This window comes from Amycolatopsis sp. 195334CR, assembly GCF_017309385.1.
Taxonomy (GTDB): domain Bacteria; phylum Actinomycetota; class Actinomycetes; order Mycobacteriales; family Pseudonocardiaceae; genus Amycolatopsis.
In genome coordinates this window covers 1,136,556-1,159,881 of the sequence record NZ_JAFJMJ010000003.1, presented here as the reverse complement: position 1 = coordinate 1,159,881, position 23,326 = coordinate 1,136,556, and the positions used below count along the sequence as shown (strand labels likewise).

The 23,326-nt window shown below is 71.0% G+C and carries 19 protein-coding genes; 13 read left to right on the top strand and 6 right to left on the bottom strand.

What is annotated here, in order from left to right; all coding sequences use genetic code 11:
* Window positions 1-222: 222 nt before the first annotated feature.
* The 4 genes from JYK18_RS42590 (at window position 223) to JYK18_RS42560 (ending at window position 7,901) form a co-directional block, all read left to right on the top strand.
* Window positions 223-720, top strand: a complete 498-nt coding sequence (locus tag JYK18_RS42590; protein ID WP_206809658.1) for a LysM peptidoglycan-binding domain-containing protein — start codon at window positions 223-225, stop codon at window positions 718-720.
* Between the two features lie 837 nt (window positions 721-1,557).
* Window positions 1,558-2,034, top strand: a complete 477-nt coding sequence (gene nrdR, locus JYK18_RS42585; RefSeq protein ID WP_206809657.1) for a transcriptional regulator NrdR — start codon at window positions 1,558-1,560, stop codon at window positions 2,032-2,034.
* A gap of 35 nt (window positions 2,035-2,069) precedes the next feature.
* Window positions 2,070-7,073: an adenosylcobalamin-dependent ribonucleoside-diphosphate reductase gene (locus JYK18_RS47320; RefSeq protein ID WP_242584018.1), complete on the top strand. Its 5,004-nt coding sequence runs from the start codon at window positions 2,070-2,072 to the stop codon at window positions 7,071-7,073.
* 102 nt (window positions 7,074-7,175) lie between these two features.
* Window positions 7,176-7,901: a ferritin-like domain-containing protein gene (locus tag JYK18_RS42560; RefSeq protein ID WP_206809656.1), complete on the top strand. Its 726-nt coding sequence runs from the start codon at window positions 7,176-7,178 to the stop codon at window positions 7,899-7,901.
* On the opposite strand, the gene JYK18_RS42555 is transcribed toward JYK18_RS42560, so the two are convergent.
* Window positions 7,845-8,288: a hypothetical protein gene (locus JYK18_RS42555; RefSeq protein ID WP_206809655.1), complete on the bottom strand. Its 444-nt coding sequence runs from the start codon at window positions 8,286-8,288 to the stop codon at window positions 7,845-7,847. The genes JYK18_RS42560 and JYK18_RS42555 overlap by 57 nt on opposite strands.
* 105 nt (window positions 8,289-8,393) lie before the next feature.
* Here JYK18_RS42555 and JYK18_RS42550 point away from each other — a divergent pair, with 105 nt between their 5' ends.
* Window positions 8,394-9,191: an SDR family oxidoreductase gene (locus tag JYK18_RS42550; RefSeq protein WP_206809654.1), complete on the top strand. Its 798-nt coding sequence runs from the start codon at window positions 8,394-8,396 to the stop codon at window positions 9,189-9,191.
* On the opposite strand, the gene JYK18_RS42545 is transcribed toward JYK18_RS42550, so the two are convergent.
* Window positions 9,163-9,672: an ABATE domain-containing protein gene (locus tag JYK18_RS42545; protein ID WP_206809653.1), complete on the bottom strand. Its 510-nt coding sequence runs from the start codon at window positions 9,670-9,672 to the stop codon at window positions 9,163-9,165. The genes JYK18_RS42550 and JYK18_RS42545 overlap by 29 nt on opposite strands.
* 97 nt (window positions 9,673-9,769) lie before the next feature.
* Here JYK18_RS42545 and JYK18_RS42540 point away from each other — a divergent pair, with 97 nt between their 5' ends.
* Window positions 9,770-10,405, top strand: coding sequence for a pyridoxal 5'-phosphate synthase (locus tag JYK18_RS42540; protein WP_206809652.1), 636 nt, complete (start codon window positions 9,770-9,772; stop codon window positions 10,403-10,405).
* On the top strand, window positions 10,402-11,067 hold the full coding sequence (locus JYK18_RS42535) for a maleylpyruvate isomerase family mycothiol-dependent enzyme (RefSeq protein WP_206809650.1): 666 nt from the start codon (window positions 10,402-10,404) through the stop codon (window positions 11,065-11,067). Before JYK18_RS42540 ends, JYK18_RS42535 begins: the two co-directional genes overlap by 4 nt.
* On the opposite strand, the gene JYK18_RS48210 is transcribed toward JYK18_RS42535, so the two are convergent.
* Both JYK18_RS48210 and JYK18_RS42525 read right to left on the bottom strand, forming a co-directional pair.
* On the bottom strand, window positions 11,038-11,763 hold the full coding sequence (locus JYK18_RS48210) for an SWIM zinc finger family protein (RefSeq protein WP_307796315.1): 726 nt from the start codon (window positions 11,761-11,763) through the stop codon (window positions 11,038-11,040). The two genes, JYK18_RS42535 and JYK18_RS48210, sit on opposite strands and share 30 nt — an antisense overlap.
* Complete coding sequence (locus JYK18_RS42525; RefSeq protein ID WP_206810037.1) at window positions 11,760-14,732, bottom strand: DEAD/DEAH box helicase; 2,973 nt, start codon at window positions 14,730-14,732, stop codon at window positions 11,760-11,762. Before JYK18_RS42525 ends, JYK18_RS48210 begins: the two co-directional genes overlap by 4 nt.
* A gap of 58 nt (window positions 14,733-14,790) precedes the next feature.
* Between JYK18_RS42525 and JYK18_RS42520 the strand changes: the two genes are divergently transcribed.
* Entirely contained in the window at window positions 14,791-16,266 is a 1,476-nt protein-coding gene (locus JYK18_RS42520) for an amidohydrolase family protein (RefSeq protein ID WP_206809647.1), read from the top strand.
* A 12-nt stretch (window positions 16,267-16,278) separates the two neighbouring features.
* Window positions 16,279-17,127, top strand: a complete 849-nt coding sequence (locus JYK18_RS42515) for an SAM-dependent methyltransferase (protein WP_206809645.1) — start codon at window positions 16,279-16,281, stop codon at window positions 17,125-17,127.
* On the opposite strand, the gene JYK18_RS42510 is transcribed toward JYK18_RS42515, so the two are convergent.
* Window positions 17,089-17,667, bottom strand: a complete 579-nt coding sequence (locus JYK18_RS42510) for a helix-turn-helix domain-containing protein (RefSeq protein WP_307796313.1) — start codon at window positions 17,665-17,667, stop codon at window positions 17,089-17,091. The two genes, JYK18_RS42515 and JYK18_RS42510, sit on opposite strands and share 39 nt — an antisense overlap.
* Window positions 17,668-17,759: 92 nt before the next feature.
* Here JYK18_RS42510 and JYK18_RS42505 point away from each other — a divergent pair, with 92 nt between their 5' ends.
* Window positions 17,760-18,401: an FMN-dependent NADH-azoreductase gene (locus JYK18_RS42505; protein WP_206809642.1), complete on the top strand. Its 642-nt coding sequence runs from the start codon at window positions 17,760-17,762 to the stop codon at window positions 18,399-18,401.
* On the top strand, window positions 18,398-18,718 hold the full coding sequence (locus JYK18_RS42500) for a multidrug efflux SMR transporter (RefSeq protein WP_206809640.1): 321 nt from the start codon (window positions 18,398-18,400) through the stop codon (window positions 18,716-18,718). Before JYK18_RS42505 ends, JYK18_RS42500 begins: the two co-directional genes overlap by 4 nt.
* Here the strand turns inward: JYK18_RS42500 and JYK18_RS42495 are convergent.
* A complete protein-coding gene (locus JYK18_RS42495) occupies window positions 18,702-20,729 on the bottom strand; it encodes a prolyl oligopeptidase family protein (RefSeq protein ID WP_206809638.1) in 2,028 nt (675 codons plus the stop codon). The genes JYK18_RS42500 and JYK18_RS42495 overlap by 17 nt on opposite strands.
* A 54-nt stretch (window positions 20,730-20,783) precedes the next feature.
* Here JYK18_RS42495 and JYK18_RS42490 point away from each other — a divergent pair, with 54 nt between their 5' ends.
* Window positions 20,784-21,671, top strand: a complete 888-nt coding sequence (locus JYK18_RS42490) for a neutral zinc metallopeptidase (protein WP_206809636.1) — start codon at window positions 20,784-20,786, stop codon at window positions 21,669-21,671.
* A gap of 9 nt (window positions 21,672-21,680) precedes the next feature.
* Window positions 21,681-23,084, top strand: coding sequence for a PLP-dependent aminotransferase family protein (locus JYK18_RS42485; RefSeq protein ID WP_206809635.1), 1,404 nt, complete (start codon window positions 21,681-21,683; stop codon window positions 23,082-23,084).
* The last annotated feature ends 242 nt before the right edge of the window (window positions 23,085-23,326 follow it).

The window sequence follows — 23,326 nt, the reverse complement described above, 5'->3', positions numbered from 1 at the left end:
GCCGGCCGCCGCGCCGGAGCGCGCCACGCCGGTGACCCTTCCTGCGACGCTAGCCCGCCACGGGGTGGAGATCAAACATTTGTTCGACCGACACGCCGGGCGCGGCTCGATTTTGTCGGTCCCGGGTGGTACACATTCGCACGGGAGTTCGATAGAACGCCTGTTCGATGGTCCGGTGCCAGCGTACCGCGACCTGGACGAGGGCCGCGAGGAGGTTCCGTGATGTCGGTGCTGGTCGACTTGGACGACGTGCGGGGAGTGGTGGTCAGGCGCGGGGTCCTGATCGACGAGAACGTGACGGTCGGGGAGGCGCCCCCGGTGCGCCCCGCGCGCCGCGCGAGGGTCAAGGGCGAGACGCGCCGCCCGCCGACGCGGCCGCGGGTGGTCGCGGGGCTGCGCGCGGTGCCGGAGGTGCGCTGCGCGCCGGTGCGGCGTGGGGTGCGCTGGCCGTGGCTGGCCGCGATGGCGGTGGCGGCCGGGGCGGTGGTCGTCGGCTTCGGCGTGCTGGCCGACGCGATGGCGGCCCCGGTCCCGTCGCACACGGCGGTGGTCTCGGTCGCGCCGGGGGAGACCCTGTGGGACGTGGCGTCGCGGATGGCGCCGAGCAGTGATGCCGAGGCCGTGGTCGAGCGCATCCGAACCCTGAACAACCTCGATGAGCGCGGCTTGGTCCCGGGCCTCCCACTGGAAGTCCCCGCCGAAACCTTCGCGACGAACTGAGCCCTTCCCGTGCCCGCCACTCGCGCCCCTAACGGACCCCTGTCGCGGCTCGACCCGCTCCGCGCCGGGTCGCCGAGCCAGGGATTGCCACGTGCCGGTCCGCCGGGTGCTGGCTCGCCGTCTGCGCGACAGGTTGGCCTGTGCTGCCTTGACTTGCGCTGCCTTGGGCTACGCCGCCTTGACCTGCGCCGCTGGGTGCCGCCTGCCGAACGGCCGCCGCCGGTCGTGTGTGCCGCGCCGGATCGGCGCAGCCACGCGCGAAGTGCCAGCGCTCACGACTCGCGCCGCCTCCGGCATGCTGAGCCGCCTCCGAGCGTGCCTGCGCGCGCCGAGCCAAGCGCCTCCGAGTCACGCGCCAGCGCGGCGTCATCGAGCCAAGCGCTGTCGAGCCAGGCGCCATCGAGCCAACAGCCATCTGCCGCGCCGCCGGGCGAAGTGCCGTCTGTCGTGCGGTGAGCCGCCGGTCGAATCGGGTTACCCCGTCGAGGGGATGAGAGCTTTCCGGTTGTGCGCCGGTCAGCGCACCCGTTCCGCATCCCCGGAACGGGTAAATCCAGGGCGCCGCGATCCGTGGACCTGGGCCGGGACGAGTCCGGAGTAGATGTGGAACAGAACCAGCACGGCGCCCGGCGCCGGCCCGGCGAGCACCGCGAACCCGAAGTTCGGCTTTCACCCGGTTCAGCGGCGTTGCGCGGTTGCGGACAACCCGGCGCGCTCCTAGAGTCCACCCCCATATCTAGTGGTAACACGCCTGTAGTTGGTCCACAGCTTGGGGTAGAATCGGAGCCAGTTGTCCCGGGTGTGCGCACCTGCCGCGGAAGGAAGGGTGGTCTGCTGATGCGGTGCCCGTTCTGCCGTCACGCCGACTCGCGCGTGGTCGACTCGCGTGAAGTGGACGAGGGGCAGGCCATCCGCCGCCGGAGGTCGTGCTCCGAGTGCGGTCGCCGGTTCACCACCTCCGAGACGATGGTGCTCGCCGTGGTGAAGCGGTCCGGGGTGACCGAGCAGTTCAGCCGGGACAAGGTGGTGCGGGGAGTGCGCCGCGCCTGCCAGGGCCGCCCCGTCGACGACGACGATCTCCAGCAGCTGGCGCAGCGGGTCGAGGAATCGATCCGGTCCGCCGGGCTGGCCGAGATCCCGAGTCACGAGGTCGGCCTCGCCATTCTCGGCCCGCTTCGCGAACTCGACGAGGTCGCCTACCTCCGCTTCGCCAGCGTCTACCGCTCGTTCTCCTCGGTCGAGGACTTCGAGAAGGAGATCGCGGACCTTCGCCAGGCCATGGCCGGTAGCGAAGAGAGCGCGAACGACGAGTAAGGCTCGCCGTTCCGTGCCGGAACGAGGGAGTGCCCATGACCGAGACCGTGGGGACCGGCGCGGACGCCGTTGAGCAACGGCAGCCCGGCCGGCTCGGCATCCGCCGCGTGTTCACCACCGAGGGCGTGCACCCGTACGCCGAGGTGGAGTGGGAACAGCGCGACGTCGTGATGACGAACTGGCGCGACGGCACGGTGAACTTCGAGCAGCGCGGCGTGGAGTTCCCCGCCTCCTGGTCGGTGAACGCCACCAACATCGTGACCAGCAAGTACTTCCGCGGCGCCGTCGGCACCCCGCAGCGCGAGCGGAGCCTGAAGCAGCTGATCGACCGCGTGGTCGGCACCTACGTCCGCGCCGGCGTCGAACACGGCTACTTCGCCACCCCGGCCGACGCGGAGATCTTCGACCACGAACTCACCTGGATGCTGCTGCACCAGGTGTTCAGCTTCAACTCCCCGGTCTGGTTCAACGTCGGCACCGCCTCGAAGCAGCAGGTCTCGGCCTGCCTGCCGTACCACTCGCTGGTCAGCACCCCGTCCGGACTGGTGCCCATCGGGGAACTGGTGGACACCGACGCGGTCGGCGCGAAGGTCTACGACGGCCACGGCGTGACCGGCGTGGTGGCCACCAAGGCCAACGGCCGCAAGAACGTCCACCGGGTGCACACCAAGGCCGGCTACACCTTGGACGTCACGGCCGACCACCTGGTCTGGAAGGCCACGAGCGCCACCGGCGGCGAGTTCGTCGAAGCGGGCACGCTGCGCCCCGGCGACCAGCTCGAGTGGCATCGCGTCCGGTCGTTCGGCGAACGCGAGATCGACCAGCGCGAGATCGCCGAAGCGGCGCTGGCGGGCTGGCTGCAGTCCGACGGGTTCGTCGGCCGGTACGAGGGCACGAACAAGTCGCTGACCATCGAGGCGATGACCGTCAACGACGCGGAACTCGCCTGGGTGACCGACGCGCTCGACCGGGTGTTCCCGGGAGCGCATCGGCACGAACGCGCGGTGGTGACCCAGGACGAGCGCCTCGACTGCCGCCGCACCCGGCTCTACGGCAATCACCTCCAGTCCTTTGTGGACAAGTGGGGCCTGCGCACGCGCGGCGCGGACATGGCGGTCCCGGCGCACCTGTACACCGCGCCGCTGCCGGTGGTGGCCGCGTACCTGCGAAGCCTGTTCCAGGCTGAGGGGTACGTCTCGGACCGCGAGCGCTCCACGTTGATCGGCATGGACATGATCTGCGAGCAGCTCGTCCGCGGCGCGCAGAACCTCCTGCTGCGGTTCGGCATCTTCTCGCGGGTCTCGAAGAAGGAAGACCCCCGGCCGAACCGGCACGGCTGCTGGTCGCTGCGGATCCAGAACCGGGGCGACCGGGAGATCTTCGCGCTGGAGATCGGTTTCGTCGACGAGCGCAAGTCGGCGAAGCTCGAGGCGAGCCTGGAGCGGCCGGGCCTCCCGGCCAAGCCGACCAAGCGGCTGGAGATCGAGCGCATCGAGGACCTCGGTTCGATGGAGGTCTATGACATCCAGACCGACAGCGGCGAGTTCCTGGCCGGGAACCTGCGCGTGCACAACTGCTTCATCCTCGCCGTGGATGATTCGATGGAGTCGATCCTGAACTGGTACCGGGAGGAGGGGCTGATCTTCAAGGGCGGCTCCGGCGCCGGCCTGAACCTCTCCCGCATCCGCTCCTCCAAGGAACTGCTCTCCTCCGGCGGCACCGCCTCCGGCCCCGTCTCGTTCATGCGGGGTGCCGACGCCTCCGCCGGCACCATCAAGTCCGGCGGCGCCACGCGCCGGGCGGCCAAGATGGTGGTGCTCGACGTCGACCACCCCGACGTCGAGGAGTTCATCGAGACCAAAGCCAAGGAAGAGCAGAAGATCCGCGTCCTCCGCGACGCCGGGTTCGACATGGACCTCTCCGGTGCGGACATCTCCTCGGTGCAGTACCAGAACGCCAACAACTCGGTGCGCGTCTCCGACGAGTTCATGCAGGCCGTCGAGGCGGACGGCGCGTTCGGCCTGCGGTCCCGGCAGACCGGCGAGGTGATCAGCGAGGTCGAGGCCAAGAAGCTCTTCCGCGCGATGGCGCAGGCGGCCTGGGAGTGCGCCGACCCCGGGATCCAGTACGACGACACCATCAACGACTGGCACACCTGCCCCGAGTCCGGCCGGATCACCGCGTCCAACCCGTGCTCGGAGTACATGCACCTGGACAACTCCAGCTGCAACCTGGCCTCGCTGAACCTGCTGAAGTTCCTCGGCGAGGACGGCACCTTCGACGCGCGCCTGTTCGCCCGCGCGGTCGAGTTCGTGATCACCGCGATGGACATCTCCATCTGCTTCGCCGACTTCCCGACCGAGCCGATCGGTGACACCACGAGGAAGTTCCGGCAACTTGGCATCGGCTACGCCAACCTCGGCGCGTTGCTGATGGCGATGGGCCACGCCTACGACTCCGACGGCGGCCGCGCCCTCGCGGCGTCGATCACCTCGCTGATGACCGGCGTCTCGTACCGCCGCTCCGCCGAACTCGCCGGTGTCGTCGGCCCGTACGAGGGGTACGCGCGCAACGCCGAGGCGCACCAGCGCGTGATGCGCAAGCACGCCGCGGCGAACGAGCTCATCCGCACCTACCACGCCACCGACGCCGCCGTGCGCAAACTCGCCTCCGAGGAATGGCACCGCGGCATCGAAATCGGCACCGAACACGGCTGGCGCAACGCCCAGGCGAGCGTGCTCGCACCGACCGGCTGCCTGACCGCCGACACCCTGGTCACCACCGATCGCGGGCTGGCCAGGCTGTCCGAACTCGGTGACCTGTACGGCGACCGGTGGCAGGACGTCGATTTCACCGTGGCCACCGACGAGGGGCCGCGGCAGGCGACCAGGTTCTTCGTCAACGGTGAGGAACCGACCCGGCGCCTGGTCACCGCGGGCGGCTACCGGATCCAGGGCACGCTGGCCCACCGGGTGAAGGTGGTCGAGGACGGCACCTGGGTGTGGAAGCGGCTCGCCGACGTGCGTTCCGGTGACGTGCTGCCGCTTCAACTCGGCGGGCTGGTCGGTGAACCGCGCCGCGTGCCGATGCCCGTGCTGGAGCAGGCCTACTACGCGGGCGACCGGAACGCCGTGGTGCCCGACGCCGTCGACCAGGACCTGGCCGAGTTGGTCGGCTACTTCATGGGCGACGGCAGCCTGCACGCCAAGGGCCTGCGGTTCTGCGTGGCGGATGCCGATCTCGACGTGGTCGAGCGGCTTCGCGTGCTGGGCAAAGGCTTGTTCGGCATCGAGGCCGCGGTCCGCCCGGCGGACGGGTACCACGAGGTGTCGATCGACTCGGTGCGCCTGGCCCGCTGGTGGAAGGCCGCCGGTTTCGCCAAGGACCTGCCCGGGGTCGATCACACCGGCAAGGGCTGGACGCCCCGGATCCCCGCCGCGATCCGCGAGACGAACGACGTCGCCGTGTACGCCGCGTTCCTGCGCGGGTTGTTCGAAGCGGACGGCACGGTCGCCGAGGGCGTGCCGAGCTTGAGCACCGCGTCGGAGAGCTTCGCCGAGGACATCCGCTCGATGATGCTGACGCTGGGGCTGGCCACGACCACCCGGGAGACCACCAGCGGCTGGGGCGGTGCCCAGTACCAGGTGCGGTTGCGCAACGTCGACCACGCGCTGACCTACGACGAGGTGATCGGCTTCCTCGGCGAGCGCAAGTCGCGCGCGGTGGTGGCACTGGCACCCCGAGCCTCCGCGAAGCGCGATCAGCACGAGCAAGCCCGGTACCTCTTCGAGACCGTGGCGGTCAATGAGGACGGCGGTGTGCAGCCGACCTATGACCTGTCCGTGCCGGAGAACGTCACCTACGTCGCGAACGGGTTCGTCAGCCACAACACCATCGGCTTCATGATGGACTGCGACACCACCGGCATCGAACCGGACTTCTCGTTGGTGAAGTTCAAGAAGCTGGTCGGCGGCGGGTCGATGCAGATCGTGAACCAGACGGTGCCGCGGGCCCTCGCGGTGCTCGGGTACCAGGGGGAGCAAGCCGAGGCGATCGTCGAGTTCATCGCGCAGCACGGCCACGTGGTCGACGCGCCGGGCCTGCGGCCGGAGCACTACGAGGTGTTCGACTGCGCGGTCGGCGAACGCTCGATCGCCGCGATGGGCCACGTGCGCATGATGGCCGCCGTGCAGCCGTTCCTGTCCGGCGCCATCTCCAAGACGGTCAACATGCCGGAGTCGGCCACCGTCGCCGACGTCGAGGAGATCTACTTCCAGGGCTGGAAGCTCGGCCTCAAGGCACTGGCGATCTACCGCGACAACTGCAAGGTCGGCCAGCCGCTGTCCACCGCCAAGAAGACCGAAGAGCCCGCCACCGCGGTCGAGTACCGCCCGGTCCGCAAGCGGCTGCCGAAGAAACGCCCCAGCCAGACGGTTTCCTTCACCGTCGGCGGCGCCGAGGGTTACCTGCACGCCGGCTCGTACCCGGACGACGGGCTCGGCGAGATCTTCATCAAGCTCGGCAAGCAGGGCTCCACGCTGGCCGGCGTGATGGACGCGTTCTCCATGTCGATCTCGGTCGGCCTCCAGTACGGGATCCCGCTGGAGTTCTACATCTCGAAGTTCTCCAACCTGCGCTTCGAACCGGCGGGCATGACCGACGACCCGGACGTCCGGATCGCCACCAGCGTGCTCGACTACCTGTTCCGGCGGCTGGCGCTGGACTACCTGCCGTACGAGAAGCGTTCGCAGCTCGGCATCTTCACCGCCGAGGAACGCGCCTCGCAGGTCGACGCCGACTACGGCACGGCCACCGCGGAGCCGCCCGGGGTCGACCTCGACGAGTTGCGCAGCAGCGTCTACTCGGCGGAGTCGGAGCCCGAAGGCGAGCGACAGGCCCAGACCTCCGCCGAACTGATGGAACTGCACCTCGGCAAGGTGGCCGACGCACCGCTGTGCATGACCTGCGGCACGAAGATGCGCCCGGCCGGCTCGTGCTACGCGTGCGAAGGATGTGGGGCCACCTCGGGCTGCAGCTGACCTCCACAGGATCTCCACACACCTTCCACCGAACCTCCCGGTGGATTCGGCCAACGTGCTTCCGGCGCCGACCGTCTCAAGGGGCGTAGGGAAAGGAGTGGCATGTTGAGCGAATTCACCGGGTGGGTCGAGCACTTCGAGGCGGAAGCGCGGCGCCGCGAACACCAGGGCGATCCACAGTGGACGGACGGCGCCGAGTTGCCCGCCGCCGTGGTGCGGAGTGTGCAGCGCTTCCAGGTGGGCGAGGCGGGCGACGGTGCGAATCTGATCGCGAAGGCCGAAGCGGCCGGGGACGAGGTGTACGCCCAAGCCGTGCGGATGTTCGTCGACGAGGAGCGCAACCACGCGCGCCTACTGGAAAACCTCCTGGGAGCCGCCAACGCGAAGACCATCGGCGGCCACTGGACCGACGCCGTCTTCGTGCGGCTGCGGCGGGCGCTCGGCCTGCGCCTGGAACTGATGGTGCTGATGATCGCCGAGGTGATCGCGCTGCGGTACTACCGCGCGCTCCGCGACGGCACGACGGACCCGCTGACCACCGAGGTCGCCGGGCGCATCCTCGCCGACGAGCAGCGCCACGTGCCGTTCCACCTGCGTCGCCTCGCGGCGGCGTTCGCGCCCCTGTCGCCGCTGACCCGGCTGCTGGTGCACGGGGTGTGGCGGCTGCTGCTGCTCGGCGCGGTGGTGACCGTTTCCTACGACCACGGACCCGCGCTGCGCCAGTTCGGCCTGACGCGGCGCGAGTTCGTGGCCGACGTGCTCAGCAGCTGGTCACGGACGGCGGAAATCCATGACCCAGTTGGTCTCCCAGACCGCGCCGTCGGCTGAGAACGCCTGCTCCCAGCGCGGTGTCCCGGTGGTGGTGCCGGTCCAGAGGAAACGGACCTGGACCGGCTTGCCGTCGTGCTCGTCCTCGCCGCGGAACTCGCCGCGGCCGTTGGTGAACCGCCCGGTCACCGGCGGGAACAGCTTGCCGTGGCGGCTGTTGGCCCAGTAGATGCTCCAGTCGCCGGTGACCGGGTCGAGCAGGCGCAGGGACAACCCGGACCAGCCCTGGTCCGGCACGCTGAGTTCGTCGAGGTTGGCCGCACCGTCGAACAGCTGCCAAGCCCGCGAGCGGGCGTCGAACTCGGTCCAGGTGGTGCTGCCGCTGAGCGGAGCGGTCAGGCGCCGATTGGCCACCAGCCACTCCCCGTTGAAGAATTCGAAGGACATGCGCTCATCCTCACGAGTGATCGCTGACACCTCCTGTCAGCGAACCTGTCACATTCGACGGGGCTGCCCAGTCCACCGGGAAACACCGACAGGGAGGGGACGAGGATGGAACCGATCGTGGTGACCGGTGGCACCGGCCAGCTGGGCAGGCGCGTGGTGCGGGCGCTGCTCGACGCCGGGCGCGAGGTCGTGGTGCTGAGCAGGCGGGAACGGCCGGTGGCCGACGGCAGCCGGTTCGTGGCGGTGGACCTGCGGACCGGGGACGGCCTGGCCGCGGCACTGTCCGGAGTGGACACCGTGGTGCACTGCGCCTCCACGCTCACCGGCGGGGACGAGCAGGCGGGGGAGAAGTTGTTCGCCGCGGCGAAGCGGGCCGGGGTGGCGCACCTGGTCAACGTCTCGATCGTCGGCGTGGACCGCATCCCGCTGCCGTACTACAAGACGAAGCTCGCGGTGGAACGGCAGCTGGAGGCGTCCGGGCTCGGGTACACGACGTTGCGCGCGACCCAGTTCCACGAGCTGATCCAGTACTTCTTCGCGGTGCTGGGCCGGTCGCCGGTCGTGCCGGTGCCGTCGATCCGGTTCCAGCCGGTCGACACCCGGGACGTGGCCGTGCGGCTGGCGGAACTCGCGCTCGCCGGGCCCGCCGGGCGTGTCCCGGACTTCGGCGGCCCGGAGATCCGGGACGCGAAGAGCCTGGCGCGGGCCTACTTCACCGCCACCGGCCGCCGTCGGCTGCTGGTCCCGCTGCGGGCGCCCGGCCGGATCATGGCGGGGTTCCGGCGCGGGGAGAACCTGGTCGGCGACCGCTTCGACGGGCGGATCACCTTCGAGCAGTTCCTGGCCGAGCGCGCCACCCGGCGGCCGAGCCGGTTCACTGATGCCGGTGGTAGTGGCGGCTGACCCGGGCGCGGTTGCCGCAGGACGGTTTGCACCACGCCTGCCGGGGGTGGTCCTGCACGAAGTAGCGCACGCACCGCGGCGCCGGGCAGGCTCGCAGGCGCTCGCGGTCCGGCCCGCTGAGGAACTCGATGCCCGCCTTCGCCAGTTCCGCGATGAGCAGGACGTCCGGTTCGGCGGGGGCGGGCCGGTACCGCATCCGCGCGTCCGGCCAGTCCAGCACCGGCACGCGCGGCACCGCGGCGGCGGCTTCGTTGAGCTGCCGGGCCGCCGTCGCCGGGTCGAGCCGGGCCTGGTCCTGGCCCACCACCTCGGCGAACAGTGAACGCAACGCCGTGCGCACCCCGAGCACGGACTCCCGCAGCCGCTCGTCGACGGGAACCTCGGGCAGGTCCTGCTCGCGCAGCCAGTCCGCCAGGCCGTCGACCGTGTCCAGCAGGTCGCGCCCGTAGCGCACGGTCGTGGCGAGTTCCAGGGCGAGCATGCCACCCATCCTAATGCACTTGACTCTTGCTCTCATTAGCGCGCTCGGCTAGCTTCCTAACGGATGACGACAGCTGAACCATTAGAAAGGTGGCTGGATGCGTGACCTCCTGCGGGAGTTGCCGTCGCTGGCCGGGCCGTTGCCGGGGTTCGACCCGCGGGGCGCCCCCGATGACCCGTTCGGCCTGTTCACCGGCTGGCTGCGGGCCGCGATCGAGGCGGGTGTCCGCGAACCACACGCGATGACCTTGTCCACTGTGGACGCGGAGGGGCGGCCGTCGGCGCGGGTGCTCATCCTCAAGGACCTCACCGAGGAGGGTTTCCAGTTCGCGTCCGGTTCGGCCGGGCGCAAGGGGAAGGAACTGGCGAACACCCCGTGGGCCGCGCTGACCTTCTACTGGGCGCCGCTGGGCAGGCAGGTCCGCGTGCGCGGCCGGACCGAAAACGCCGACGGGACAAGGGACTTCCTCGCCAGGAGTGAGGCATCCCGTGCCGTCGCGCTGCTCGGCCGCCAGAGCACGCCGATGGCCGATCCCGCCGAACTGGAGACGGCGCTGGCGAGCACACGCGAACGCGTCCGCGCGGATCCGGGACTGGTCGCGCCGAACTGGTCGGTCTGCACCGTGGTACCCGACGAAATCGAGTTCTGGCAAGGAAATGAGCAGCGTCGTCACGTCCGGTTGAACTACCGTCGGGCGTCCGGGAGCTGGACGAAGGAGTTGCTGTGGCCGTGAGCGAACTGCGTGCGAACATCTCCGCCGGGCACGAGCGCCTGGCGAAGCGGCTCGCCGAGCTGACCGAGGACGAGGCACGTGGGCCGTCGAGATTGCCGGGCTGGACCCGCGGTCACGTGCTCACCCACCTGGAGAACCTCGGCCGCGCGTTCCGCCGTCAGGCCGAATACGCCTTGGCGGGCAAGACGATCGAGGTCTACGACGGTGGCCGAGCCGGTCGCGACGGCGGGATCGAGGCGGGCGCGGGACGCTCGGCCGCCGAACTGCGCGAGGGCGTGCTCAGCTCGATCCAAGGCCTCGAAGAGATCTGGGACCAGGTACCCGGGGACGGCTGGGATCGGCCTGTCCGCTACCGCGACAGTACTTTGCTGGCCACGGTTTTCTGCTGGTGGCGTGAACTGGAGATCCACTTCGCGGACGCGGATCTCGGGTACGGGCCGGACGACTGGAGCCCCGAGTTCTGCGCACACGCACTGGAATTCCTTGCCCCACGCGCACCCGAGGGCATCCGCCTGGTGCTGAAGCCGACCGACGACCCGCGCGAATGGGCCTGGGGGAGCGGGCCGGAGGTCGAGGCGACCGGCAGGCTCACCGAGCTGACCGCGTGGATGGCGGGCCGGCGTGTCGACAAATCACTGCCCGAGCTCGCCCCGTGGCCGTGAGGTGAGCACGCGGTAGGCCGGTCGCAGCAGTTCGGTGACCGGCTTGCCGTCGACCTCCAGCGCGAGCGGGTCCAACTGGTCGAGCACGGAGGTGGTCGCGCCACTGGCCACCGCGATCTCGGTTCGCTTGCCCCAGAACGAATCCAGCTCGTCGGCCAGGGTGGCCGGGCCGCTGTCCCGTCCGGCCGAGTGGGTGCGCAACGCACGCAGCCGGTCCAGCAGTTCCTCGCGCGTGCGCCCGCGCCAGGCGAGGTAGGTGAACGGGTCGGCGTCGAAGGACTCCGCGAGCACCTGGCAGGCCGCGGCGAGGTGGCGGCACGGTACTTCCCAGCCGGGGCAGGAGCAGTCCATCGTCACTTCACGCAGGTTTCGCGGGAACAGGCTCAGCCCCAGCTTCGCGAACAGGCCTTCGAGATCCGCGGGCAGCTCGCCGGCCAGCAGTTTCGCCGCGAACACCGCCTGGGCGGCGAGTTCCTGCTCGATCCGGGCCCAGTCCGCCGAATCGAAGGCCTTCACCGCGATCCGCGCGCGGTGCGGATCGGGCCCGGAGTCGCGGACCTGCGCGGTCACCAGGCTGGTCGACACCGACAGGCTCAGCACGTGCCCGGCGCGCGCGGACCGCTGTCCGCTGGTGCGGTAGGCACCGAGGCCGAGCCCGTCGAGCGTCTCCAGGAACCGCCGGGACCACCAGCTCACGGCGCCTCCAGGGTGAGCAGTTCGCGCAGGCTGTCGGTGGACAGCTCGGTGAGCCAGTGCTCCCCGGCGCCGACCACCAGCTTCGCCAGCGACGCCTTCTCCGCCAGGATCCGGTCGATCTTCTCCTCCAGCGTGCCTGCGCAGGCGAACTTGCGGACCTGCACGTCCCGCCGCTGCCCGATGCGGAAGGCGCGGTCGGTGGCCTGGTCTTCGACCGCCGGGTTCCACCAGCGGTCGATGTGCACCACGTGGTTGGCCGCGGTCAGGTTCAGCCCGGTGCCGCCCGCCTTGAGCGAGAGCAGGAACAGCGACGGCCCGCCGGCGGACTGGAACCGCTCGACCAGCCGGTCGCGCTCGGGCTGGCTGGTGCCGCCGTGGAGGAACAGCACCTCGGTGTCGAACCGCTCGGACAGGTACGGCACCAGCATCGCGCCGAACTGGGCGAACTGGGTGAAGCAGAGCGCCTTGTCGCCCTCGGCCAGCACCTCTTCGAGGATTTCCTCCAGCCGCGCCAGTTTCCCGGACCGCCCGGCGAGTTCCGAGCCGTCACCGAAGAAGTGCGCGGGGTGGTTGCACACCTGCTTCAGCTTGGACATGGTCGCCAGCACGAGTCCCTTGCGCTTGATCTCCCGCGCCTGGCCGATCTGGTCCAGCATGTCGTCGACCACCGCGCGGTAGAGCGTGACCTGCTCGGCGGTGAGCGTGCAGAGCTGCTTGAACTCCAGGCGTTCCGGCAGGTCGTCGAGCACCGTGGGATCGGTCTTCAGGCGCCGCAACACGAACGGGCCGGTGGCGCGGCGGAGGCGGGCGGCGGCTTCGTGGTCGTCGTGGCGTTCGATCGGCACGGAGAACCGCGCGCGGAAGGTGTTGGCGGTGTCCAGGAAGCCCGGGTTGAGGAAGTCCATGATGGACCAGAGTTCGGCGAGCCGGTTCTCCACCGGGGTGCCGGTCAGCGCCACGCGGTGGCGGGCGTGGAAGCCGCGGACCGCTTTCGCCTGCTGCGACGCGGCGTTCTTGACGTTCTGCGCCTCGTCGAGCACCACGCGGTCCCACTCGACCTCGTTCAGCGATTCCGCGTCCCTGGCCGCGAGCGCGTAGGTGGTGATCACCAGGTCGTGCTCGGCCGCGGCGGTGACCACGGACCGGCGGTCGGCGCCGTGGTGCAGGTGCACGCGCAGGTCCGGGGTGAACCGCGCGGCCTCCCGCTGCCAGTTCCCGGCCACCGTCATCGGGCAGACCAGCAGCGTCGGCGGTCGCGGGGAATCCTTGCGGCACAACGCTTCCAACGCGAGCAGCTGGACGGTCTTGCCGAGGCCCATGTCATCGGCGAGGCAGGCGCCCAGCCCCAGCTCGTCGAGGAAGGCCAGCCAGGCGAGCCCGCGCTGCTGGTACGGCCGGAGCCTGCCGTGGAACCCGGGCGGCGTGGCGACCCGTTCGACGAAGCGGTCCGCCTTGCCGTCGAGCAGCTCGCCGAGCCGCCCATCGGCGGTGACCTCCGAAACCGGCAGCGGCGCCTTGCTCGCGCCGAGGTGCCGGATCGCCTGGCTCACCGTCATCTCGCCGCGGCGGGCGGTGTTCAGGAAGGCCAGCCCGGCGGCGAGCCCGCGCTGGTCGATGCGGGTCCACTGGCCGCGCAGGCGGATCAGCGGCACCTTGGCGGCGGCGAGCGAGGCGAGTTCGGCCTCGGACAGCCGTTGCCCGCCGACCGAGAGCTCCCACCGGTAGTCGACGAGCTGCTTGAGGTCGAGCGGCCGGTCGCGCGAGACCACCCCGGTGGCGGCCTTGCTCTGCGTTTCGAGCCGGAGCGTGACGTCGCCGGGGCGGCGCCAGGACTTCGGCACCAGCACGCCGTACCCCGCCTCGTCGAGCGCCGGGGCCTGGGTGAGGAAGTCGTAGGCGCCTTCCGCGTCGAGTTCGAGCCCGGACGGGTGCGCTTCGGTGAGCGCGTCGTCGAGCCGGCGGAAGAGCCTGCTCGCGCGGCCGAGTTCGGTCAGCAGCAGTTCCTGCGGGCGGTGGACCCACCGGCTGAGCACGTCGTGCTGACCGGACCGCCACACCTGGCTCGCCGGGATCAGCACGGTCGGGTCCTCGACCGCCTGGAGCAGGAACTCCAGCCGCCAGTCCTCCTTCTCGTTCTGCTCGGGGGACAGCAGGCGGAAGCCGAGGCGGACGGCCGCGTCGTGTGCCGCGCTCGCGTGCCAGGCGTCGATCCGTTCGCGCAGGTCACGGGCTTCGCGGCGGTCGGCGTCGAACCGGGGTTCGCCGGTCAGCGCGCCCAGCCAGGCCGCGACCGCGCCGGGGCCGGTGGCCAGCTCCAGCCCGTCCAGCCGGGTGCGGACCTCGTGGTCGACCAGCGCGTCGAGCAGCGAGCGGAGCACCTCGGCGGCCGGTCGCCCGTCGGTGTCCTCCGGCCGCACGGGGTGGGCGCGGCAGACCGGCGGCATCGCGGCGGCCAGCTTGGCGAACCGCGCGGAGTCCACTCCGGACAGTGCGGGCCGCCACCGTGCGCGCAGCCCGCCGACGCCGGTGCGCAGGCCAGGCAGCACGCGCCCGCGATCGGCGAGGTCCACCGCGAACGCGGTCACCTGGCGCAGGTAGTGCGGGGAGGTGCCGAGGCGGATCTGGGCCTCGGTGAGCCTGCCGAGCACCTCGGCGGCGGCACCGGGGGAGAGCACGACGGCGGGCACGAGCCACGGCTCCAGCCGCACGTCCGTCGGGGGAGCGGGCTCGGTCAGCGGATCGCGGACCAGTTCGGGCGAGGCGATCGGCCCGTCGTCGGACGAGGGCAGCAGCAGCGGCACGACCTCCGCGCGACCCTCCGGCACCAGGCGCGACAGGTCCCCGACGGCGAACGGGTGCGCCACCGCGGCGCCGGGCAGCGGACCGCTCACCGTGGCCGGGAGCGCCGAATCCTCGGCCCACAACGCGACGTCACCGGCCGCGGTGCCCAAGCCGTGCAGGACCAACACCCCGTCCACGCTAGCCGAGCTTGACCCTCTCGCTACGTCAAGGTGCACGGTGTCGGTCATGCCCACCCGACGCGACATCCTGAAGGGCGGTGCCGCCGTGGCCGGCGGCCTGCTCGCCTCTGCCGGAACGGCCTCCGCGAGCACCCCGCTGGTGCTCACCGGCGCCACCCTGATCGACGGCACCGGCGGCAGGCCGCGGCGCGACAGCACGATCGCGCTGGTCGGCGACCGGATCGTGGCGGTCGGCTCGGTCGCCCGCACCGGCGCGCGGGTGCTCGACCTGCGCGGCAAGTTCGTCATCCCCGGCCTCTGGGACATGCACGTGCACACCGTGCCGCTGGACTCGATCTACCCGCCGCTGTATGTGGTCAACGGGGTGACCGGGATCCGTGAGATGTACGGCTACTTCCACCCGCAGCTGCCCGACCTGCGCGACCGCATCGAACGGGGGGTGGTCACCGGACCGCGCATGGTGATCGCGAGCAACATCATCGACGGCCCGCATTCGGTGCACGGGCCGACCGGCGCGGTGTCGGTGAGCACGCCGGACGAGGCCCGCGCGGCCGTGCGCACGATGAAGGAGCAGGGCGCGGACTTCGTCAAGGTGTACTCGATGCTCTCGGCGGAGGCCTTCCACGCGGTCGCCGAGGAGTCGCGGCGCGTGGGCCTCCGGTTCGTCGGGCACGTGCCGGAGCGCATGTCCGCGCTGGACGCCGCCGACGCGGGCCAGCACAGCATGGAGCACCTTTTCGGCTTCTTCACGACGACTTCGACGAAGGAAGCCGAACTGCGCGAGCGCCTCGCCGCGACGCCGATCGATCCGGCGAATCCGCGGGCCTGGTACACCGTCGCCAGGGCGCTGGAACGCGAAGCGGCCGCGACGCACGACCGCCGCCGCGCCCGCCGCCTGTTCGACCGCTTGCGGCGCAACGGAACCCACGCCTCGCCGACGTTGAGCGTGCTGCGGGCGCTGTCCCTGCCCGCGAGCGGGTTCGACCGGAACGACCCGCGCCTGCGGTACCTGCCGAAGATGATCACCGACCACTGGTGGCTGCAGGTCGAGCACACCGCACCGGCCACCCCGGCGGAGATCGAGGAGCACCGCCGGTTCTTCGAAGCGGAACTGGCGCTGACCGGCGACCTGCACCGCGCGGGCGTGCCGGTGCTGGCCGGGACCGACTCGAACAACGCCTTCTGCTTCCCGGGTTTCTCGCTGCACGACGAGCTGGCGCTGCTGGTGCGGGCCGGGCTGTCGCCGATGCGCGCGCTCCAGGCCGCCACCCGTGACGCCGCGCATTTCCTGAGCAGGCAAAGCACTTCGGGCACGGTCGAGCCGGGCAAGGTGGCCGATCTGGTGGTGCTGGACGAAGATCCGCTCGCGGACATCACCAACACCAGCCGGATCCACGCGGTGGTGCACCGCGGCCGCTACCTGGGGCCCGCCGACCGCGCTCGGCTGCTGGCCGACATCGAGAAAGCGGCCGCCGAGCAGGTGTTCCCTCCCCCGCCGGTGTCGGGATGTGGTTGCCGCTAATACGCTCGGGGCATGACGGAGGCTCGGCAGGAGGCGCTCCGCGCGGTGGAGAGCAGCCTGGACCGGCCCTCCGCCGCGCGGATCTACGACTACTTCATCGGCGGCGAAACGCACTACGCGATCGACCGGGAGTTCGCCGAGAAGGTGCGCGAGCGGATGCCGTTGATGGGCGAGTACTGCCGCACCAGCAGGCTGTTCCTCGGCCGGGCCGTGCGGTACTGCGTGGAGCGGGGAATCCGGCAGTTCGTCGACGTCGGCTCCGGCCTGCCGACCGCGGGCAACGTGCACGACGTGGCCGACGAGGTGCGGCCCGAAGGCGACGTGCGGGTGGTCTACGTCGACAACGAGGCGATCGCGCTGGCCCATTCGACGCTGCTGCTGGCCGACACCGCCGACCCCGACCGGCACCAGGCCATCGCCGCCGACCTGCTCGACCCGGAGGACCTGTGGTTGCAGGTGCGGCGGACCGGGCTGATCGACCTGGACCAGCCGGTCGCGCTGGTGGTCAACGCGGTGCTGCACTTCATCAAGGACGAGCAGGACCCGGACCGCGTGCTGAAGGACTACCGCCGCCGCCTCGCGCCGGGCTCGCTGCTGGTGCTCTCGCAGATGACCAACGAGAACCCGCGGAGCGAGGACGAGCGGCAGGCGCTGGCCGACATCGTCGCGTACTACGAGACCACGACGAACCCGGGACAGCTGCGCACCATCGACGAGTTCCGCCGGTTCTTCGGCGACTGGGAACTGGAGCCGCCGGGCCTGGTCTACGCGCCCGCGTGGCACCCGGACGAGGACACGCTCTTCGCCGACCGGCCCTCGGCGTCACGCGTGATCGGCGGGATCGGCCGCAAGCGTTCGTAACGCGAGTTCACGCAGGTTCCGCTTGAGCCGGTCCAGGTCCACGCCGCGTTCGCGCTGGTAGCGGAACAGTTCCGGGGCGAGCGGGGCGAGCACCACGTCGACCATTCCGTCGGGGTCGCGCTGGCCTGCCTCGGTGAGCAGGGCGTGCACGTGGGCGCGCCAGAACCCGTAGGCGCCGGTGCCGAAGCGCTGGTGGCCGATCTCGCTGCCCAGCACCAGGTGCCCGTGCGCGGCGAGCAGGTCGAGCATCGCGGCATAGAACGCGGCCAAGCGCTCGGCGGGCGGTGCACCCGGTCCGAGTGGCGGCTCACCCCGCAGCAGTTGTTCCTGGAGCTTCCGCTCGTGCTCGTCGAGCAGGGCGACGGCGATCGCCGCGCGGTCGGGGTAACGCCGGTAGAGCGTGCCCCGGCCGACCCCGGCCGCCTTCGCGATGTCGTCCATCGTGACGTTCTCGGCGCCCCGCTCGGCGAACAGCGCCTCGGCGGCGTGCAGCACCTTGGCGCGGTTCCTGGCGGCGTCGGCCCGTTCACGCGTGTTCACCCCTCGCACTGTAGTGGACAACGTGTCCACTTGGCGCGTACGGTCGAGATAAGTGGACACGGCGTCCACTTGACTCCTGGGAGGACCCCGTCATGTCGCACCTGCTCCACCTCGACTCCAGCGCCCGCCGCGACTCCTTCTCGCGGCAGCTGACCGCGCGCTTCGCCGAGTCGTGGCGCGCCGCCCACCCCGGCGACGGCTACACCTACCGCGACCTCGCGGCCGAGCCGGTGCCGCTGATCGGCGAGGCGTGGACCGAGATCTGCGACCACCTGCTGACCCACGGCATCACCGATCCCGCGCGGTACCCCGAGGCGGTGCGCACCGACGCGCAGCGCGCGGCCTGGGCGGTCATCTCGCCGCTGCTGGCCGAACTGCTGGCCGCGGACCTCGTGCTGATCGGCGCGCCGATGTACAACTTCTCCGTCCCGGCCGCCCTCAAGACCTGGATCGACCAGGTCACCTTCCCGCGCATGTCGCTGGCCGGGCGGGCGTTCGTGGTGGTCAACGCGCGTGGCGGCTCGTACGAACCGGGCACGCCGCGCGAGGCGTTCGACCACCAGGAGCGGTACCTGCGCGACTTCTTCGCCGGGCACTACGACGTCACCGACGTGACCTTCGTCAACACCGAGCTGACCAACGCCGTCGTCGACCCGTCGCTGTCCGAACTGGACGGGAAGCGGCGCGCCTCGCACGCCGCCGCGCTGGCCGCGGTCGACCGGCTCGCGTCGTGAGCTGGCTGGTGCTGGTGGCGGCGGGCGTGGTGGAGATCGGGTGGGCGCAGAGCATCAAGCCCACGGAGAACTTCACCAGGCCACTGCCCACCCTGCTGTGCTTCGTGCTCGGCGTGGCCGCGGTCTACCTGCTCTCGCGCGCGATGAACGGGCTGCCGGTGGGCACCGCCTACGCGGTGTTCACCGGCATCGGCGCGGTCGGTGCCATCGCCCTCGGTGTGGTGGTGCACAAGGATCCGCTCAGCGCGGGCAGGCTGGCCGCGCTGAGCCTGATCGTCGGCGGGATCGTGCTCGCCAGGGTCACCGAGCCCGGCTGAGCTGCTGCCACAGGAACTCGAAGACCAGCGCGGTCTTGAAGGCCAGCTGCTCGTTGTCGGCGGCGGCGCCGTGCCCGCCTTCGATGTTCTCGTGGTACCGCACCGGGTAACCCTGCTCGCGCATCCGCGCCACCATCTTCCTGGCGTGCGCCGGGTGCACCCGGTCGTCCCTGGTCGAGGTGACGAACAGGATCGGCGGGTAGTCCCGTCCACTGTGGACGTTCTGGTACGGGGAGTACTCGCTGATGAACGCCCACTCGTCCGGCTCGTCGGGGTCGCCGTACTCGGCCATCCAGGAGGCCCCGGCCAGCAGCTTGTGGTAACGCCGCATGTCCAGCAGGGGGACCTGGCAGACGATGGCGCCGAACAGTTCGGGGTAGCGGGTGAGCATCACGCCCATCAGCAGGCCGCCGTTGCTGCCACCCTGGATGCCGAGCCGGTCGGCGGTGGTGATGCCGCGGGCGACGAGGTCCCTGGCCACCGCGGCGAAGTCCTCGTACACCAGGTGCCGGTTGGCCTTCACCGCCTGCGTGTGCCAGCCGGGGCCGTACTCACCGCCGCCGCGGATGTTGGCCACCACGTAGGTGCCGCCGCGCGCGAGCCACGAGCGGCCGGTCGAACCGCTGTAGGAGGGGGTGAGCGAGACCTCGAAGCCGCCGTAGCCGTAGAGCATGGTCGGCCCGTCCTCGGCGCCTTCCGGGCGCACCACGAAGTACGGGATGGCGGTGCCGTCGTCCGAGGTGGCGAAGTACTGCGCCACCTCGATCCCGGCACTGTCGAAAAAGGACGGCGCGGATCGGATCGGCTCGGCCTGCTCGCCGATCACCCCGCGCACCAGGGTGGACGGCTGGGTGTAACCGCTGATGTCGAGGAAGTACTCGTTGCTGTGGTCGGGATCGGTGTCGATGACGTCCGCGCTGCCGACCTCCGGCGCGCCCGGCAGCGGCTCGTCGGTCCAGCCGTCCGGTCCCGGCGTGAGCACCCGGAGGCGGGCCTTGACGTCGGAGAGCGTGCCGAGCAGCAGGTGGTCCCGGGTCCAGGTGTAGTACTCGAGCGAGGTGTGCGGGTCGGGGCGGAAGAGCACGGTCAGCTCGCGCTCGCCGGCGAGGTAGGCGTCGAAGCCGGTGGCCAGGAGGGCGCCCGCCGGGTATTCGGTGCCGCCGACGGTCCACGGGGAGCGGGTGCGGATGAGCAGCCATTCGCGGTGGACCGAGGGCTGGGCGTCGTCGGGCACGTCGATCTTGGTCAGCGTGCCGTCGGCGGCGCGGAGGTAGCGCTCCGAACGGTAGAAGTCGAGGCTGCGGCCGACGAAGTCGCGTTCGTAACCCTCGGTGAAGTCGTGGTAGGCGAACACCGCCACGTCCTCGGGCTTGCCCTCGTAGACCACCGGCGCTTCCTCGATCGGCGTGCCGCGGCGCCATTCGCGCATCACCCGGGGGTAACCGGAGGTGGTCAGCGAGCCGGGTCCGGTGTCGGTGCCGACGTAGACGCGGTCGTGGTCGATCCAGCTGATCCGGGTCTTCGCCTCGGGCAGCTCGTAGCCGTTCTCGACGAACTCGCGCGTTTCGAGGTCGAACTCGCGCACGACGGTGGCGTCGGCCCCGCCGCGCGAGAGGGAGATCAGGCAGCGGCGGTACTCGGGGCGCAGCACGTTCGCGCCGTGCCAGACCCAGTTCTCGCCTTCGGCTTCGGCGAGCGCGTCGACGTCGAGCAGCAGCTCCCACTCGGGCTGCGGGGTGCGGTACTGCTCCAGCGTGGTGCGCCGCCAGAGGCCGCGGGGGTGTTCGCCGTCACGCCAGAAGTTGTAGAGGAACTCGCCGCGCCGCCGCGTGTACGGGATCCGGTCATCGGCGTCGAGCACCTCGCGGATGCGGTCGCGCAGCTCGCCGAACCGTTCGCCGCCGGTCAGTTCGGCCACCGTTTCGGCGTTGCGGGCACGGACCCAGTCGAGCGCCTGCTCGCCGGTGACGTCCTCCAGCCAGAGGTACGGGTCGTCGTCGATCTCGGTCATGCCCTCCAGTCTCGCCTACCGGTATCCTCGTCACAGCTGCCGAGGGTGGGGGAAATGAACATCGAGCCGACGACCGCCTGGCCGCCGCCACCACGGAACTCACCCGTCCGGGTGCTGGGCGTGCTCGTGCTGGTGGTGGCGATCGTCGCCGCGGTCGCGCTCCCCGGGCTCGGGGTGGTCAGCTTCGGCGAGACGGTGGTCACCGGGCAGGCGCGGCCCGCCGGGTCCGGGGTCAACGCGCCGGGCAAGCCGGTGTACTCGACCGCGGGGAACCCGCTGCTCGCCGAGGGTGTCGAGCTGCCGCAGATCAACTGCCAGCTGCCCTCGCTGCGACGGTCGGAGGAGCAGCTCCAGGCCTACTACGAGGCGGCGATGCGCTGCCTCGACTCGGCGTGGCAGCCGACCCTGGAGCGGGCGGGCATGGCCTTCGCCACGCCGGTGCTGCAGATCAAGGACGAGACCGAGAGCTCGTGCGGTGGCCTGCCGCCCAAGGAGGAGGCCACCGCGTTCTACTGCCCGGCCGACAACGCCATCCACATGCCGCGCAAGCGCTTGCTGGAGACGGTGGGCACGGTGCAGGCGGCGCACCTGGCGGTGCTCGCGCACGAGTACGGCCACCACGTGCAGGCGCTCAGCGGCATCATGGAAGCCGCGTTCGAGGAGATGACCGCGCACGGCGACGACACCCCGGGCGAGCAGCAGGTCACGCGGCGGATGGAGTTGCAGGCGAACTGCTTCGCCGGGCTGTTCCTGGCCAGCGCGAGCGGGCGCGGTTCGGTCAGCAAGGCGCTGGCCCAGCAGGGGGTCAAGGAGTTCGAGAACTCGATCGGCAGCGAGAGCCACGGCACCGTGCCGAACCAGGTCAAGTGGGCCAAAGCCGGTTTCCAGAAGGCGACCTCGGCGTGCAACACGTTCACCGCCGCCGAGGGCGAGGTCCGCTAGGCCGCCGGTATGGAGATCCACATCGACACCGAGGCCGGGCGCGGTCGTCGAGAGGAGATCTACCGGCAGATCCGCGAGGCCATCCTCGACGGCAGGCTCCGCGCGGGCGAGGCGCTGCCGCCCACTCGCGAACTGGCCGAACGGCTCGCGGTCTCGCGCAACACGGTCAGCGCCGCGTACGACCGGCTGACCGGAGAGGGCTTTCTGGAAGGAAGGGTCGGCGCGGGCACGTTCGTCCGCACGGACCGCGTGCGGGGGAGCGCGGCTCGCCGGTCCGCCGCCGAGTTCCCGATCGAGACGGTCGCGGTGTGGGAGCGCGTGCGCATGCCGTCCGGTGCCCACGCCGAGTTCGACTTCCAGGCGGGGATCCCTGATGTCGGCCGCTTCCCGTTCGACACCTGGCGGCGGTTGCTCGGCGGCGAGGTGCGCGCTTCGGCGTCGGCTTCGCTGGGGTACGGCGATCCGGCCGGGCACACCGGGTTGCGCGAGGCGATCGCCCGGCACATCGCGGTTTCGCGGGACGTCCGGGCGTCGGTCGACGAAGTGGTGGTGACCAGTGGTGCGCAGCAGGCGCTCGACCTGATCGGGCGGGTGGTGCTGCGCCCCGGTGACCGGGTGGCCGTCGAGGATCCGGGGTACCCGCCGGCGCGGTTCCTGTTCGAAGCGCTCGGCGCCGAGGTGGTCCCGATCGGGGTGGACGCGGAAGGCATCCGGGTGGCGGACATCCCGCGTGGCACCAAGCTGGTCTACGTCACGCCGTCGCACCAGTTCCCGCTCGGGCTGCCGATGTCGCTGGACCGGCGGCTGGATCTGGTGGCGTGGGCCGGAAAAACCGGCGCGGTGCTGGTGGAGGACGATTACGACACGGAGTTCCGATATCGGGGTAGGCCGCTGGAACCGTTGCACAGCCTCGATTCCACCGGGCGCGTGGTCTACGTCGGTTCGTTCTCCAAGGTGTTGTCGCCGGGGCTGCGGCTGGGTTTCCTGGTCGCGCCGGCGTCGTTGTGTCGTGTGGTCGCCAAAGCCCGCTTCGTCACCGACTGGCACTCCACCGGGCCGGTGCAAGCAGCCCTGGCCCGCTTCATCGACGACGGAGGGCTGGCCACCCACATCCGGCGCATGCGCCGCGAATACCGCCGGCGGCACGATCTGGTGGTTTCCTTGCTGGCGCGAGATTTCGGCCGGCTGCTAACCCCCATCCCCGCAGCGGCGGGGTTGCACGTGAGCGCGTACAGCACGCGGCCGACCGCCGCGGTGGCACGCCGCGCGCTACGGGCGGGCGTGCTGGTCAACACCCTGGACGAGTACGCGATCCTGCCGGGCCGCCGGCCAGGCCTGGTCTTCGGCTACGGCGGGATCCCCTTCGGCAAAATCGAAACAGGCCTAGAACGCCTACGAGACGCCCTACGCTGATCTCCGCCCCGCCCCGCCCCGCCCCGCCCCGCCCCGCCCCGCCCGCTCTCGCTTTTGCTCCGCCCGCCTCTCGTGCCACCGCCTGCTCTCCCTCTCGCGCCGCCCGCTCTCACACTGGCCCTCGCCCTCGCCCTCGCCCTCGCCCTCGCCCTCGCCCTCGCCCTCGTTCTCGTTCTCGCGCTGACTCGCTTTCGCTCCAACCCCGCCGCCGCTCGCCCGCGCCAACCGCCGCGCTCGCGCCC

Excerpts from the sequence above, each read along its gene's own strand:
- JYK18_RS42590 (WP_206809658.1), top strand. The coding sequence starts at position 223 with ATGTCGGTGCTGGTCGACTTGGACGACGTGCGGGGAGTGGTGGTCAGG.
- nrdR (WP_206809657.1), top strand. The coding sequence starts at position 1,558 with ATGCGGTGCCCGTTCTGCCGTCACGCCGACTCGCGCGTGGTCGACTCG.
- JYK18_RS47320 (WP_242584018.1), top strand. The coding sequence starts at position 2,070 with ATGACCGAGACCGTGGGGACCGGCGCGGACGCCGTTGAGCAACGGCAG.
- JYK18_RS42560 (WP_206809656.1), top strand. The coding sequence starts at position 7,176 with ATGTTGAGCGAATTCACCGGGTGGGTCGAGCACTTCGAGGCGGAAGCG.
- JYK18_RS42555 (WP_206809655.1), bottom strand. The coding sequence starts at position 8,288 with ATGTCCTTCGAATTCTTCAACGGGGAGTGGCTGGTGGCCAATCGGCGC.
- JYK18_RS42550 (WP_206809654.1), top strand. The coding sequence starts at position 8,394 with ATGGAACCGATCGTGGTGACCGGTGGCACCGGCCAGCTGGGCAGGCGC.
- JYK18_RS42545 (WP_206809653.1), bottom strand. The coding sequence starts at position 9,672 with ATGCTCGCCCTGGAACTCGCCACGACCGTGCGCTACGGGCGCGACCTG.
- JYK18_RS42540 (WP_206809652.1), top strand. The coding sequence starts at position 9,770 with ATGCGTGACCTCCTGCGGGAGTTGCCGTCGCTGGCCGGGCCGTTGCCG.
- JYK18_RS42520 (WP_206809647.1), top strand. The coding sequence starts at position 14,791 with ATGCCCACCCGACGCGACATCCTGAAGGGCGGTGCCGCCGTGGCCGGC.
- JYK18_RS42515 (WP_206809645.1), top strand. The coding sequence starts at position 16,279 with ATGACGGAGGCTCGGCAGGAGGCGCTCCGCGCGGTGGAGAGCAGCCTG.
- JYK18_RS42505 (WP_206809642.1), top strand. The coding sequence starts at position 17,760 with ATGTCGCACCTGCTCCACCTCGACTCCAGCGCCCGCCGCGACTCCTTC.
- JYK18_RS42495 (WP_206809638.1), bottom strand. The coding sequence starts at position 20,729 with ATGACCGAGATCGACGACGACCCGTACCTCTGGCTGGAGGACGTCACC.
- JYK18_RS42490 (WP_206809636.1), top strand. The coding sequence starts at position 20,784 with ATGAACATCGAGCCGACGACCGCCTGGCCGCCGCCACCACGGAACTCA.
- JYK18_RS42485 (WP_206809635.1), top strand. The coding sequence starts at position 21,681 with ATGGAGATCCACATCGACACCGAGGCCGGGCGCGGTCGTCGAGAGGAG.